The organism is Pseudoalteromonas sp. BZB3, assembly GCF_040104455.1.
Classification (GTDB): domain Bacteria; phylum Pseudomonadota; class Gammaproteobacteria; order Enterobacterales; family Alteromonadaceae; genus Pseudoalteromonas.
The window spans coordinates 100,869-116,305 of sequence record NZ_JBECOS010000017.1; the positions used below are offsets into that span (position 1 = coordinate 100,869).

At 40.9% G+C, this 15,437-nt stretch carries 12 protein-coding genes; 7 read left to right on the forward strand and 5 right to left on the reverse strand.

Features of this window, described 5'->3' with window-relative positions; genetic code table 11:
* Positions 1–46 precede the first annotated feature (46 nt).
* The 6 genes from ABMY35_RS18870 (at position 47) to ABMY35_RS18895 (ending at position 6,674) form a co-directional block, all read left to right on the forward strand.
* Entirely contained in the window at positions 47–439 is a 393-nt protein-coding gene (locus ABMY35_RS18870; RefSeq protein ID WP_349287624.1) for a hypothetical protein, read from the forward strand.
* A 31-nt stretch (positions 440–470) separates the two neighbouring features.
* Entirely contained in the window at positions 471–836 is a 366-nt protein-coding gene (locus ABMY35_RS18875; protein WP_349287625.1) for a hypothetical protein, read from the forward strand.
* Between the two features lie 91 nt (positions 837–927).
* Entirely contained in the window at positions 928–1,413 is a 486-nt protein-coding gene (locus ABMY35_RS18880; protein ID WP_349287626.1) for a DUF411 domain-containing protein, read from the forward strand.
* A complete protein-coding gene (locus ABMY35_RS18885) occupies positions 1,413–3,170 on the forward strand; it encodes an efflux RND transporter periplasmic adaptor subunit (RefSeq protein WP_349287627.1) in 1,758 nt (585 codons plus the stop codon). The genes ABMY35_RS18880 and ABMY35_RS18885 overlap by 1 nt, the downstream gene beginning before the upstream one ends.
* Positions 3,171–3,185: 15 nt before the next feature.
* Positions 3,186–6,344 carry a CusA/CzcA family heavy metal efflux RND transporter gene (locus ABMY35_RS18890; protein WP_349287628.1) on the forward strand — a complete coding sequence of 1,053 codons (3,159 nt, stop codon included), beginning with the start codon at positions 3,186–3,188 and terminating at the stop codon, positions 6,342–6,344.
* A gap of 93 nt (positions 6,345–6,437) precedes the next feature.
* Positions 6,438–6,674, forward strand: coding sequence for a hypothetical protein (locus ABMY35_RS18895; protein ID WP_349287629.1), 237 nt, complete (start codon positions 6,438–6,440; stop codon positions 6,672–6,674).
* Between the two features lie 108 nt (positions 6,675–6,782).
* Here ABMY35_RS18895 and ABMY35_RS18900 read toward each other — a convergent pair whose 3' ends face one another.
* The 3 genes from ABMY35_RS18900 to ABMY35_RS18910 all read right to left on the reverse strand — a co-directional run bounded on the left by ABMY35_RS18900 (position 6,783) and on the right by ABMY35_RS18910 (position 11,016).
* Positions 6,783–8,915, reverse strand: coding sequence for a TonB-dependent receptor (locus ABMY35_RS18900; protein WP_349287630.1), 2,133 nt, complete (start codon positions 8,913–8,915; stop codon positions 6,783–6,785).
* An 80-nt stretch (positions 8,916–8,995) separates the two neighbouring features.
* Positions 8,996–10,339: a histidine kinase sensor domain-containing protein gene (locus tag ABMY35_RS18905; RefSeq protein WP_349287631.1), complete on the reverse strand. Its 1,344-nt coding sequence runs from the start codon at positions 10,337–10,339 to the stop codon at positions 8,996–8,998.
* Entirely contained in the window at positions 10,336–11,016 is a 681-nt protein-coding gene (locus ABMY35_RS18910; protein ID WP_349287632.1) for a response regulator transcription factor, read from the reverse strand. Before ABMY35_RS18910 ends, ABMY35_RS18905 begins: the two co-directional genes overlap by 4 nt.
* A 255-nt stretch (positions 11,017–11,271) precedes the next feature.
* Here ABMY35_RS18910 and ABMY35_RS18915 point away from each other — a divergent pair, with 255 nt between their 5' ends.
* Complete coding sequence (locus ABMY35_RS18915) at positions 11,272–11,895, forward strand: LysE family translocator (protein WP_349287633.1); 624 nt, start codon at positions 11,272–11,274, stop codon at positions 11,893–11,895.
* A 58-nt stretch (positions 11,896–11,953) separates the two neighbouring features.
* Here ABMY35_RS18915 and ABMY35_RS18920 read toward each other — a convergent pair whose 3' ends face one another.
* Positions 11,954–13,486 (reverse strand): DUF3369 domain-containing protein, encoded by a 1,533-nt coding sequence (locus ABMY35_RS18920; RefSeq protein ID WP_349287634.1) that lies wholly within the window; start codon positions 13,484–13,486, stop codon positions 11,954–11,956.
* Positions 13,473–15,062 (reverse strand): HAMP domain-containing sensor histidine kinase, encoded by a 1,590-nt coding sequence (locus ABMY35_RS18925; protein ID WP_349287635.1) that lies wholly within the window; start codon positions 15,060–15,062, stop codon positions 13,473–13,475. Before ABMY35_RS18925 ends, ABMY35_RS18920 begins: the two co-directional genes overlap by 14 nt.
* Positions 15,063–15,437: the final 375 nt, after the last annotated feature.

Sequence of the window (15,437 nt, forward strand, 5' to 3'; positions counted from 1 at the left end):
GTATCAGGATTTAGCATTTCTCAGGTATGAAAAAGGAATTAAGGACATGAAGCTATTCGTTAAGTCTTACAAAAAACTAATTGAAAAAATAAAACAATTTTCTTGGTACAGCTTAGCTATGTTGATTGTTGTTGTGTTTGCAGGGCCAGAGATTTTTGTAGCGATGGAACTGACGCTGATGCTCGAAGTCATGGGGGCATCGACGTTCTGTATGTTCTATTTGAGCGCCATTAAAGCCTTCTTTGAACCTTATCTCAAAAAGCTTAAACCCTATTTTGAACGCTTCGCTCAGTTTGAAGGGCACAGCTTTTTTGTTTTGAAATACAAGCAATATAAGCAAATGCCAAGTATGTTAATGCATGCTGTGCCTGCAAATACTTTACTGCTAGGCTATCTAAGTATCATTACAGGTTTTGCTATCCTCACAAAAATTGTTTAGCATTAGCGTCAGTTAATTTTATTGAGTTGTTATGTTTAAATTCATCGCATCAATCATGCTGTTTTTAAGTTTAGTCCTTTCGCCATTTGGCCAAATGACGGCTTTTGCTGCCCATGAGTGCGATATGACCATGATGACTAAAGACAGCAAGATGCATCACGTAATGTCACAAGACGAAATGTCGTCAATGTCTTCGTCAGCAAGCGAATCTTTATCAATGGATTGCTGCGAGGTTGAATGTGTTTGTCCAATCAATGCCTGTCATGCTTTCACTTATGTCCCACAGTCAGTTCAGACGCTGGGCTTTTTCTCTAGTTTTGAAAAAATTCAAAATGCGTCATTAACACCACCAGCTACAACAATTTCTAATCTATATCGCCCGCCGATTTTTGCCTAACCTAGGATAAGTGCGCCTAAAATTTGGCGTGTGTGTCCGATTAATCACTTATTTTATTGTTTTGTTTTTAGTGTGATTAGGAGCGCAGGCGATGCGAGTTTTCTCAAAGTTAATTTTTTCACTCACGTTATTTTTAAGTATTTTTTCAAACAACAGTTTTGCACAAAGCAAAACCATAGAGCTATTGGTCGCTAAAACCCCTACTTGTGGTTGTTGTACCTTATGGTTAGATCATCTCACCTCCCAAAATATTAAGGTCGAAGGCAAAAACTTTTCGCACCCGCAAATGAGCGAAATAAAAAGTCTGTATGGCATTGAAGCAAGATTCCGCTCGTGTCATACCGCGGTGCATGCCGATGGGTTTGCGTTTGAAGGTCATGTACCTGCGAAATTCATTAAACAGTTTTTACAATCACCCCCAGAAAACACGATTGGTTTAAGCGTGCCAGCTATGCCTCTTGGTTCACCGGGGATGGAAATTGATGAAAGGTTTCAAGCCTATAAAGTGCTGTTGCTAAAAAAAGATGGCAGCTACGAAGTATACGCAGAAGTGAACAGTTATAAGGAGCAATTCTGATGTCGAAATTTATTACCAATGCAGTATTGCTCAGTTTAGGTATTGCAGCTGGCAGCGCCGGTATGTACTTTTATTCGAAATCTAATACAGAACATAGTGTGCATGCTGAACAAAGTGATGAAAAAAAGCCGCTGTATTGGGTTGCGCCGATGGATTCTAACTACCGTCGCGACAAACCTGGTAAATCCCCGATGGGCATGGATCTAATTCCGGTATACGAAGAGTCTAATAGTGAAAATGAACACGGGCCGGGTGCAATTAAAATCTCTCCTGAGGTGATAAACAACTTAGGGGTTCGAACTGCGCAAGTCACATTGAGAGACATTAAGCCAACAATTAATACAGTGGGTTATATTCAGTATGATGAAGACAACCTCGTACATATTCACCCGCGGGTATCGGGTTGGGTTGAGCAACTATTCGTTAAAACAACTGGGCAAAAAGTTAAAAAAGGCCAAGCGCTCTATACCTTGTATTCGCCAGAGCTTGTAAACGCACAACAAGAGTTTTTAATCGCTTTGCGCGGTAAAGAGTTTGGGTTAATAGAAGCCGCCAAGGCTCGATTGAGAGCGCTTCATATTGACGATATTTTTATCGAGCAGCTACAGCGAGATAAAAAAGTCAGCCAAAATGTCACCTTTTATGCGCCGCAAAATGGTGTGGTTGCCAACTTAAAAATTCGTGAAGGTTATTACGTGCAACCGGGCACAACCATGATGAGTATTGGCGATTTGAGCAATGTCTGGGTTGAAGCCGAAGTCTTTGAGCGTGATGCAGCGTCGGTAACGGTTGGTTTGCCTGTGCACATGACCTTAGATTATCAGCCAGCGCGCGCATGGCATGGTGAGGTTGATTACATTTATCCAACCCTTGATGGAAAAAATCGCACGCTACGTGTACGTCTACGTTTTGAAAACAAAGATGGTGTGCTCAAGCCAAACATGTATGCGCAGTTGAAAATAAGCGGTAAAGCAAAACAAAATAGCATTCTTACACCAATCGAGTCTGTTATAAGAACGGGCAAACAAAACCGCGTGGTCTTAGCTTTGGGTGATGGGCAGTTTAAGTCTATTGCCGTGCAAATTGGCCAAGTCTATCAAGATCAAATTGAAGTATTAGAAGGTCTCAATGAAGGCGATATCGTCGTTACATCTGCGCAATTCTTGATTGACTCTGAATCGAGTAAATCATCTGACTTTAAACGCATGGAGTTTGCTGAAGAGCCAGCTTCTGTGTGGGCTGAAGGGGTGGTCACCGCAAAATCTGACGCAGAGCAGAGTGTGACAATCGATCATGCGCCAGTTGAAGCATGGCAATGGCCGCAAATGGTGATGGATTTTGATGTGCTTAACCAAGCTGACTTTGATGCGCTAGAAGTAGGTCATAGTTTACATTTTGAGATCACCAAACAAGATGACGGCAGTTACCCGGTTTCAGCAATTCATATTATGGGTAAAGTTGAAGTCGCAGCGCCAGATACGCAAGCCACCGTAAATGGTGTGATCAATGCCATTGATTTTGACGTTCGTGTTATCAATATCAGTCGCGAAGCCATTGAAAAGTGGGGCAGAGGGCCTGCAACGATGGACTTTGAGGTCATCGATGAGCTGGATATTTCAACGTTCAAAGCGGGTGATAATATCGAATTTACTTTTGATACCGCACAAGACTTTAAAGTCATCGCCATCAACAAAATAGCCGATGAAAAGGCTATGCAGGATGGTGATATGCCGATGAACGAACACGCACACCACTAATCACGAGGAGGCAATATGATCGCAGCAATTATTCGCTGGTCTATCAGCAACCGCTTCTTCGTAGTGCTGATGAGTTTAATTTTGGTTGGTGCAGGGTTGTTCTCGTTAAAGAACACCCCTGTTGATGCCATTCCCGATTTATCTGATGTACAGGTGATTGTAAAAACCAGTTACTCCGGTCAATCACCGCAAGTGGTACAAGATCAGGTGACTTTCCCGCTTACTACCGCCATGTTATCGGTGCCAGGTGCGCAAACGGTACGAGGTTACTCCTTCTTTGGCGACTCTTACGTTTATATTATTTTCGACGATAAGACCGACTTGTACTGGGCACGTTCAAGGGTACTGGAGTATTTAAGCCAAGTTGCTCCAAGCTTACCCAGTAGTGCAAAACCTCAATTAGGCCCTGATGCCACTGGCGTGGGTTGGGTGTATTTGTACGCATTGGTTGATAAAACAGGTAAACATGACATTAGCCAACTGCGCAGTATTCAAGATTGGTTCTTAAAATACGAATTGCAATCTGTAGCAGGTGTCTCAGAAGTCGCGGCAGTTGGCGGTATGGTGAAGCAGTACCAAGTACAAGTCGACCCAGATAAGCTGCGCGCCTATGGTATTCCGTTAAATCACGTCCAAACAGCATTACAGCGGGGCAACCAAGAAACAGGCGCATCGGTGCTTGAAATGGCTGAAGCGGAATATATGGTTACCGCGACGGGCTATATTCAAAGTGTGCAAGATATTCTGCAAATTCCATTAGGTGTGAATGAAAAAGGCGTGGCGCTTACCATTGCCGATGTGGCCGTGGTCAATCTGGGTCCGCAAATGCGCCGCGGTGTTGCAGAGCTGAACGGTGAAGGCGAAGTGGTTGGTGGCGTTGTGGTGATGCGCTTTGGCGAAAACGCCAAAACAACCATTGATGGCGTGAAAGCTAAATTAGAATCGCTAAAAGCGGGCTTGCCTGAGGGCGTTGAAATTGTCACTGTGTATGACCGCTCAGCTTTAATCGATAGAGCAGTCGATAATCTCTGGGGTAAACTCACCGAAGAATTGATAGTTGTAGCCCTGATCTGTGCAGCTTTCTTGTTCCATTTGCGTTCTTCAATTGTGGCAGTGATAAGCTTACCTATGGGGATTTTAGTTGCCTTTATTGTTATGTATTTTCAAGGGATTAATGCCAACATCATGTCGTTAGGCGGCATTGCGATTGCCATCGGTGCGATGACAGATGGTGCCATTGTAATGATTGAAAACATGCATAAACACATGGAAAAGACCCCACTTACCGATGAAAACCGTTGGCAAGTGGTGGGCAAAGCCGCCAGTGAAGTAGGGCCAGCGTTATTTTTTAGCTTGCTGATTATTACCGTGAGCTTCTTACCAGTATTTATTCTTGAAGCACAAGAAGGGCGCATGTTCGCGCCGCTTGCGTATACCAAAACCTATGCCATGGCAGCGTCTGCCGGTTTAGCGATCACCCTAGTACCTGTTTTAATGGGCTACTTTATTCGCGGTAAGGTACTACCTGAGTGTAAAAACCCGCTGAATAGATTACTGATTACGATCTATATGCCAGTTCTGAAAGGCGTTTTACGTTTTCCAAAAACCACAATCTTAGCGGCGATTGCAGTTACAGTAGTTGGCTTTTATCCACTAGATAAGATCGGCAGCGAGTTTATTCCGCCTTTAGATGAAGGTGATTTAATGTATATGCCAACGACATATCCGGGCATTTCGATTGGTAAAGCCAGAGAGCTGTTGCAGCAAACTGACAAGCTTATTCGAACTATTCCTGAGGTTGAGAACGTATTTGGTAAAGTGGGCCGTGCTGAAACCGCCACCGATCCTGCGCCGCTTACAATGATCGAAACCTTTATTCAGTTAAAACCCAAATCACAGTGGCGTGAGGGCGTGAACACTGAGAGTTTGAAAAAAGAGCTGGATGCATTGGTGAAATTACCCGGTGTGACCAATGCTTGGGTTATGCCAATCAAAACTCGTATCGACATGCTGGCAACGGGCATTAAAACACCTGTAGGCATAAAAGTGGCAGGGCCAGATCTCGATGTTATTCAAGATATTGGTCAACAGCTCGAAACGCTTTTACCTAAACTGGACGGCACGGCGTCAGTATATTCAGAGCGCGTTGCTGGTGGTCGTTATATCAAGGTTGATATCAATCGTATCAAGGCGGCCCGTTATGGTTTAAATATCGCCGATGTACAGCAAGTGGTTGCAACAGCCATTGGGGGAATGAATGTAACCCAAACCGTTGAAGGGCAAGAGCGTTATCCGGTGAACTTGCGTTATCCGCAAGACTACCGTAATTCACCTGAGCAATTAGCGCGAATGCCGATGGTGACGCCGACAGGCCAGCGTATTGCATTGGGTGATGTCGCGCATGTTTATATCGAAAATGGTCCGCCGGGTATCAAGAGCGAAAACGCCCGTTTAAATGGTTGGACATATATTGATATTGAAGACATTGATGTCGGCAATTATGTTGAAAATGCCAAAGCGTTACTTACCAAAGAGCTTGAGTTACCTGCTGGCTATTCAATTAATTGGGCCGGGCAGTATGAGTACATGGAGCGTGCCAAAGAGAAGCTGAGCTATGTTGTGCCATTAACGCTGGCCATTATTATCATCTTACTTTACCTAAACTTCAGGCGTTTGAGCGAAGTCGTGGTGATCATCGCAACATTGCCGATGGCGATGATCGGTGGATTATGGCTTATGTATCTCGAAGGTTTTAATTTCTCGGTTGCTGTTGGCGTTGGTTTTATTGCTCTGGCTGGTGTTGCTGTAGAAATAGGTGTGATCATGTTGGTGTATTTGAATCAAGCACTGCTAGATTTAAAAGATGAACACAAAGCCAAAGGCACAGCCATTGGTAAATCTGATTATTTAGAAGCCATTTTACATGGCGCAGGGTTACGTGTTCGACCTGTGATGATGACAGTGGCAACCATCATTATAGGCTTGTTACCGATTTTATATGGCGATGGCACAGGCTCTGAAGTGATGAGTCGAATTGCAGCACCTATGGTCGGCGGAATGTCGAGTGCGGTGCTGCTTACTTTGATTGTCTTACCAGCGGTTTATTGTTTAATGAAAACAGGTGAGGTCAAAAAGTTTAATGAAAAGTTAGGATCACCTAGGCGTTTGCAATAACAAAGTAGGTATGGTTTTATAGCTAGAGATTAAAAAAGGAACAATTTTTAATCTCTAACAACATTCTATAAAAATAATTTATAAGGAATCATTATGAAAACTTTACTAACGAGCTTTGTTGCAGCCATGACAATGGGTATATCTGTGTCGGCTTCTGCATACACTAATTCTTTCCCTGAATATTACGGCCATATTTCATGCCATAAGCCTGTTGCAGGCAATCCATTTAACATTTTATGGAGTAAGCAATTAAGCTCTTGGGAAGAGGGCGATGTGCTAATTTCCCTTTGTAAATCACAAGGTGGTTTTGCAGCAGATCACAGAACTTGATTTTAACCGAGTATAAAAAAGAGAGTTCAACCTAGGGTTAAACTCTCTTTTATATGATTACAGTTTAAATCATTAAATGCCTTAAGTTTTGATTTTCTTCCAGCAAATTTAAAACTGATAAGATACACTTAAGCGTATATCACGGCCAGGCTCATACATACCTTTTAATGTTTCATAGCCCTTACCAAACTTACTAAAGTCGCCAACACTGCCGTGGCTTCGGTATGTTTCGTTAAATAAGTTTTGAATAGAAAGGTCAAAACGAAACTGCTCAGTTGGTTCGTAACGTGCGTATACGTCAACTAAGTTGTAGCCTTCTTTATCGATGCTACCTAGCTCATCTACCCAGCCTAATTCTAAAGAGCGGTGCATTACTTCGATATCATTTAAATCCGCAACATACTTAAAATTAAAGCCTGTTTTGATGCTATCTGTTACTTCATAATTAAAGTTGATATTCAGTGCGTCACCTACAGCATTACCAAGTCCACCATACTCATAGGCATTAATATCTACGTTATTGCGAATGACTTGCTTTTTGCCGCCTTCTACTGAACTATCAGGCCAAATAAATGGCATATTATTTAGTACAACATCGTTATGGTTAAAGCTTATTAACACATCAAATTGATTTGTTTGGTAGCCTGCAACAAGTTCAACACCTTTGCTTTCTAAGTCGCCGATATTTTCGTAAAAAACGCCTTCACGACCTTTGAATTTATCGAATACCACACCATTGATAGTACTCTGGTAAACAGATGCTTCGAATAGCCATGTGCCATCGTTGTATTCAAGGCCAAGCTCAATGTTTTCTACCTCTTCAGGCGCGAGTTCAGGATTGTCGTTTACTTCACCTGCGGTAAATGCATCAGCAACTTGGCGGCCTCTCAAGGCTTCTGCATAGCCTGCGCTCAAGGTAATGTTTTCAGCTAATGTGTATTTAAATCCGATGTTTTTACTAAAGCCGTCTTGTTTTTTAACTGAAAAGTCTTTGCTCTTTGTGACAGGGTTACCTTGCGCATCATGCTCAACAACCCATTTGCCATCAACTTTAACCCAGTTTGCTTCAAGACCTGTGTGGTCTAGCTCATAGGCGTCATAACGTACACCAAAGCTGAGTAATAGGTCAGGAGTAATTTGCCAATGGTCCTGAGCATACACACCAGTCACAGTACCGTCTTCGTTTGCTTTGCCGCCAAATGCTTCGTATGACTCAGAATTAACTTCATCATTCTTTTGTTCAATACCATAGGTTAGAACGTGATCGCCTAGGTCACTGGTATTTCTAATATCGAAACCTGTGGTCTTAATACCTGCATTCCAAGTGTAAAGCTCGCGCTTTAAAGAAGACTCAGTTGAGTAAAGCGTGGTTTCTAAGTTAACGAATTCGTTTAAATAAAGCGCATGGTTTAGCACTAAAGTTTCACGATCTGACCATGTTTTGAATAGTGGTGCGTCAATGGTTTGAACCCAGTTTGTTTGCTTACCAAACTCGCCTTCTTCTTCGCGTGTTTCGTAACTTACAGTGATAAATTGGCTGTCACTAATTTCGGCATCTACTTTAACAAAGCCCAGAGTTTGATCTGAGCCTGTTCCAGGGATCAAATCACCTTCGCCATCTTCCATATTGTCTCGGCTGACATTTACATAAGACGCTAACACGTTCACTGAATCAGTAACACGACCATATAATGCAACACTTTGCTTGTTGCCATCGTTAGAGAAAATACTCGCTTTTGCCAATCCACCAAACTGCTCATCCGCATCTAATAAGTCGTTTGCAGTTTTTGTTTTAAAACGAATGGCACCACCGACTGCGCCACTGCCAGCTGTTGCTTCACCAGCACCCGCTTGTACTTCAACACTACGTAATAATTCTGGCTCAATTGACACACGGCCGACGTGGTGGAAAAGCGTACTAGTTTGTGGCGCGCCATCAACAGTGATGTTCATCATCGAGTCTTCTAAGCCACGTACAAATACCTTTTGTACAATACCGAGTGAACCGCCAACCGTAATAGAAGGGGTCGCTCTAAAGATATCTTCTAAATCATTGGCTTGGTAATTATCTAATTGCTCAGGCGTAATTTCTGAGTTGGTTGTTGCACCGACAACGACAATTTTTTCAATGTCTTTGTTGTCAGTGTCTTTTTCGGTTGCAAGGGCTTGAGTACTCAATAAGCCGGCAATAAGGGTAGATAGTATTTTTGTTTTGAACACAGGAGTCGCTTTAAAAGTCATGGGACATCTCTAATTACTGATATTTTCTAAATCAGAATTATTCCTATTTGCAATTGTGATTGGTAGTACTTTTACAACTGTTACATTTGCAACTTTGGAATGGTGATTTTAACGCTGAGGCCGCCGCCTTTTTGATTAAGGGCATAGATATTTGCACCAACACTTAAAAGGTGACGTTTAGCCAATGCTAACCCTAAGCCAAAGCTGTCACTTTCAGCCATTCTGCTGTCGTCAACTCTAAAGAAGGGTTCGAAGATTTTATCTAGCAAGTGCTCAGGGATCCCAGGACCCGAATCATTGATTTCTAGTAGGTAATGATCTTGCTGTTGTGTGAGTCTAACCGAAACGGTTTCTTTGCATGGCGTGTACTTTAGGGCGTTGCGAAGTACGTTTTCTATCGCTGGGCAGAGTGCTTTATGACTTGAGTCAGAGATCACTGCAGAATTCGGTAGTTCACTCTCTATGAACTTACAGGCGAACTCGAATCTGGCGTCTTCAATCAAGACATCGAGTAAATCAACTAACTCTACTTGTTCCTGCTTGATTTTGGGCTGTTCATTTTTGAGCCAAGCAAAAGTGAGGGTATTCTCAACAAGTTTTCTAATTTGCTTAGATTCCCTTGAAATACGTTCTAAATGCTGTGAGCTATTACTCGAGTCAAAGTTCTCAACGGCAATATCTAAACGAGTTAATGGCGTTCGCAACTCATGAGATAAGTCAGCTATGAGTTGCCTTTGATTCTCGATAAGCTCTCCAATTCTTGATGCCATTGAATCAAACGTATTGGCAAGGTGAGACAACTCATCATCACGTTTAGCAAAGTGTTGGCCGACTCGAACTGATAAGTCACCCTTGCTGAATGCGAGGGTGGCATTATCGAGGCGGTGTAATGGCGTAATAATGTGCCTATATAGAATCAAGGTGAGTAATATTAGTAGCGCCATCGGAATAACTATCTGTAGAGCAAATTTCGTTGTTAACCAATGCGTGCCCGGTCGCATTCGCTCAGGTAATCGAATTAGAAAACTGGCGCCATACTCTTGAAAAGGCAACTCCATAATCGGGTTATCAGAAAAGTAGAGGTGGATCTTCCAATCAATGCTGCGCCCAAAATGATAATAACCAACGATGTCTTTATCGTAAGGTTTACCCGCAAATTGCTCAGCTTTAAAACCGACCACAGACACCCACACGTTCTCTTGTTGCTCTATGTCTTGAAGGTACTTTTGTAATCCAACAAAGTCCTTTTGAACGTAATATGACTCTGCTTTTTCGCCCCAAGCCCTTAACTCAGCTCTATGCTCAGCTTTTATAAAGCTCATTTTCTCTTCGGTTTTTAAGGTAATGGTGTGAACCAAATAGAAAAATGTCACTAGGCCTGTTGCAAGGATAAAAAACAGCTTCCAGAAAATCTTACGTTTCATTTAAAACAGTACCCTTTGCCATGGACTGTTTGTAAGCGATCCCCTTGCCAACCGGCTTCATTAAGCTTGCGCCTTACACGGCTTAAATGCATGTCGATGCTGCGGTCGTATGCCCCCAGTTTTTTATTTAATACAGCTTCGTGCAACTCCGCTTTTGGGATAATAACGTTTTGCTTACTAAGCAGGTTCCACAATAATTTAAATTGTATGGGGGTAAAATCTAAAAGTACATCATTAAGGTGTACTTGCTGTGTGTTCACATTTATAGATAAGCCATCAAAGTGCATATGTTCTTGGCTGCTACTTTCTATGTCGGGCTTGGCACGGCGTAATAGACTTTCAATACGAAGAAGTAATTCTTGACTGTTAAAAGGTTTGGCGACATAGTCATCAGCCCCATGAGTAAATCCCAATATTCGCTCTTCTTCAGCGCCTTTGGCCGAAACCATGATCACGGGGATCTGACTTACTTGTCTTAATTGTTTAAGCAGAGTGACTCCATCAAGTTTTGGCAGCATTTTATCGAGTAATACGAGGTGATGTTGCTCCGATTTGGCTTTATTAAAACCATGTTCCCCATCAAAGCATTGTTCAACGAGGTAGCCTGCTTTTTTCAGTAAGTCTGATAAATAATTGCTGAGTGTAATGTCGTCTTCAATGAGGAGAATAGAGGTCATGGAATATATTATTGCAAATAGTAACTGTTATTATTTGCAATAATAAGCTTGTCAGACGGATGTGTAAATCATTATGTTCCTTTCTTGGGGTAGTTTTAGAAGGTTAACTAAATCAAAAATAGCATTTAAAACATACTGTTAATATTTTTACTCGAGTTTGTTTAGATGTGAGTTATCTGAGGGTAATTAGATAACTTGCTCAGTTACAGTGAGGTCGTTAGACTAACCGCGATTTTGATTATGCAGGATAATGTTGTGGAATTAACAACTTGGCTAAGCTTAGCCACTATTTGCGCAATAGGCGCTATGTCACCGGGTCCGAGTCTGGCTGTCGTATTACGTCATTCTTTATATAACAGTGCAGGGCATGGCATCGCAGCAAGTGTTGCACACGGTGTTGGCGTTGGTATCTATGCTGCGTTATCTATAGCAGGTTTAGCAAGTTTAATTACCCATTTTCCTATCGTATTTCAAACGCTGGTTTACGCAGGCGCTGCGTATTTAGCGTATATGGGATATAAAATTTTGACCAGTAAGTCTTCAGGCCTAGATGTTGCTCAATCGAGTGCAACGAGTTATAAGCAAGCCGCGCAAGATGGCTTTGCCATTGCTTTCTTAAACCCTAAGCTTGCTATCTTCTTTATCGCCTTGTTTTCACAATTTATACAACCAGAAGCCATGACGCTCACTGTCGCCATATTAATGTGCGGCACTGTATTGGCTATTGATACTGCGTGGTACTTCTTTGTATCGGTTGCCAGTGCCAAAGCAAGAGAGAAGTTTGATTTAACTAAAAAACAAGCTGTGATTGATAAGTTACTAGGTACTGCGTTTTTATTACTTGCAGCAAGAGTGTTGTACCAGCAGTTGGTGGCCTAGAAATTGAAACCGAGCATTTTTGATATGCTCGGTTTCTTCGTGATTAAAATTTTAATGCTTAATCAGGGTAAGCTTCCATAATCTTTCTAACTTCATCCATATTATTGACAAAAGCATCGACTAAGTCAGGATCGAAATGTTGTCCTTTTTCTTCTTCAAGTTTCTGTAAAACATCTTGAGATGGCCAAGCTTCTTTATAGCAGCGAGAATGTGATAAGGCATCGAATACATCTACAAGTGCTACAATACGGCCATAGATATGAATATCTTCACCTTTCAAACCATTCGGATATCCAAGCCCGTTAAACTTTTCGTGGTGCTGACCAGCTACAATAGCTGCTGCTTTTAATGTTGGACGTTTCGAGCGAGCAAAAATTTCATGGCCAATATTTACATGCGTTTTCATAACCTCAAATTCTTCTTCGGTGAGCTTACCTGGTTTTAAAAGAACAGAATCAGGAATAGCAACTTTGCCAACATCGTGCATTGGGGAGGCCATGTATAGTTCTTGCGCTTGCTCTTCAGGTAAGCCAATCCAAAGTGCTAAAGCTCGAGATAAGTGCGCTACACGCCTAACATGATTAGCGGCTTCTTTTGAGCGACTTTCGACTACTTCGCCTAAGGTTTCTATAATTTCTGATTGAGTTTCAAAGATCTCTTTATCAAGCTCTAAATTATCAAAAGCGACTGAAATATTATTAGAAAAAAGTTCAAGCAACTTCTTATCCAATTCATCTATTTGATTAATTCCCTCTAAGTAAATGAGGTTTACTCCTGCATTAATTGTCTCAAAATAGCCGACAAAGCAATCATTCTCAATGACACTTTTACGGCTATTACAGGCGTTCTCAATCATTGCTTGAATATTTTCAGGTGGCTCTACAAGGTTGCCCTCTTTCGGACAATAAGCACCAGTACCTGCTAGAAATTGAAGTTCATCGTCGATTCTTCTTACAGCAAAGTTGTTTTTATTTTTTGCTGTTGATTTATCTGCATGAAGAAGTGCTGCTATCTGTACTAATAAGCCACTAGCAAACTCTTGAATGGAGCGAATACGAAATAAACTCGCTGTTGAGTCAATAACTCTCTCTAGACCTTCTCGGTGATTTTCTAGCTTTTTTCGAGCAAGCTCTATATCTTGAATGTCTCTAAAACCACGCAAACCAGTATATACAACGGTAAATAGTTTATCACTGCTCAAACTTGTTTTGTCTTTATAATCATTTATATCGTAATTAGTGATCACCGTTCTCTCTGGTGCTTGGCCAGGTTGGCCCGTTCGTAAAATAATTCGTATAAAATGATTATCTAGCTCTTCTCGGATGAACTTCGCAACTTTTAAACCAGCATCGTCCGTTTCCATTACTACATCTAGTAAAACGAGTGCTATTTCGTTCTGAACAGAGAGAATTTTCTTTGCTTCTTCTCCACTGTATGCACTAATAAATTCAAGGCTTCTTTCGTCAAACTCGAACCGGTTCAAAGTTAATTTCGTTACAGCATGAACATCAGGCTCGTCATCAACGATTAGAACCTTCCATGGTGCTTTGCGCGCCTCTTTCGGCTTAGAAGATTTCTTAAATAAGCCCATTCTCTTCACCTTCTGAGTTTATTTTAATATCAATAGGTACATTTATTATGAACTTTGTACCTTTATCTAAATCACTTTTGACACTTATAGTGCCATGCATTTTTTGTCTAACTATATTGAAGACCACATTCATACCAAGGCCTGAGCCACCATTGGCACGATTAGTGGTGTAAAAAGGCTCAAATATTTTATTGACGGTTTCTTGAGTCATTCCTTTTCCATCATCAATAAACTCAAAAATTAAGCTTTCTTCTTTAGTATAGAAGTTTAATTCTACTTTTCCTTCTGACTGAGGTGCGTAAGCATGTATCAGCGTATTCTGAATCAAGTTTGTAAAAATTTGCGCCCAAGAACCAGGGTAATTATTAATGATTAATGGTGCTGATTCAGCATTGACCTCAAAGACAACTTTGGTTTGTTTAAGCTTGTTTTTAAGGCTAACCATGGTTTCATTTAAATATTGAATGATGTCAAATTGTCGGATTTCTTCGGCTGATTGATCAACTGCAACAAGTTTAAAGCTTCTAATTAAATCAGCCGCACGTTGTAAGCTGTTTTGTATCGTACTGGATAACTCTTGAGATTCATTAATAAATCTTGTGAAGTCATCTTCTTCTAGTTCACCTTCATCAAATAACTTGGCGACTTCTTTTACTGTTATTTGAAAGTGAGAAATACCTGTTAAGCTGAGTCCAATTGGCGTATTTATCTCATGTGCAACACCAGCAACAAGCCCACCTAAAGCAGCCATTTTCTCTGATTCAATCAGTTGAGATTGAGCGTTTTTGAGCTCCGTGAGTGATTTAGCTAATGCTAATTCTGATTCATGCCTGACTTCTATTTCATTTTCAAGCTGGGCGTGTTGCTCGTTAAGTTGAGTGATTGATTCTTGTAGCTCTTGAGTTCTTTTTTCTACAATTCTTTCAAGGTCTTTATTTAATGCATCCAAGCTCGCAAATGCTTCAGAAGTTTTTTTAATCATCGAGTTAAGTGCAAATTGTAAAGTACCCAGTTCATCTTCATGGTTCTTTGCAACACTGATCATGGAATTGTCTAAGTTATTAGGATTTATTTCGCTTGCTTGTTTAGCTAATTGTCCCAGTGGAGTCGTTAAGAGCATTTTAAAAGCAACTGAAATCAATAAAAAAACTGCGGCTGTTTTTATCGCTGCATTGACAGCAAGAAGCACAATACTTTGCCGGATGCTGTTAAAAATAAAATCGGTATCTGAGTAAAAGGTTACCTTTCCAATTTCAGTTATTGTGTCTTTGACAGAAATGGTCAGAGGAAATGCATGAGAAATAAGGGCATTGTCTTGAGATTTGTTATTTGAGGTAATTCCTATATTTACAATAGATTCATTTTGATCTGTGTTGATTATAATTCCAGTGATGTGAGGCAATCCTATAATGCTCTTTGCTTTAGTGCTAAGTTGTTCATAATCTAAGTTCAACAAATCAGAAGCTAGAATATGCTTAAATGTATTTTCAGAGGCTTCAAATACAGTGTAAACCTCCTCATGTGCATGACGATATTCAACGTAAATATGAATAGCTGTCACTATTAAAGTCAGCATTAAATAGATCGATAGAACAATACTGAGAAACTTAATTGATATAGATCTGACCAATTTTTACCCCAATAGCGACATTAAATGTGTAGTTAACTGTATTAAATTTAGTCATGCTTATCGTGCTGGGCAAGTTTTGTTCAAATTAATGAAAGAGATACAAGTTTGCTAGGTTCATACTCGCTCTCGATTTATTGCTTGCAATTCTTAAAGTTTTAATTAAGCAGGTAGGTTGTGACTTTACTTGGCTGGCTATTTTCTACTTCTATTATCTAGAGTGGTATCCGGCACCATTGGGATCCGATGAAGTAGACCTTAATTTGGTGATACTCATGATTACTCTATTGGACTATCAAAGTCAGTTTACAGCAAAATAAATAA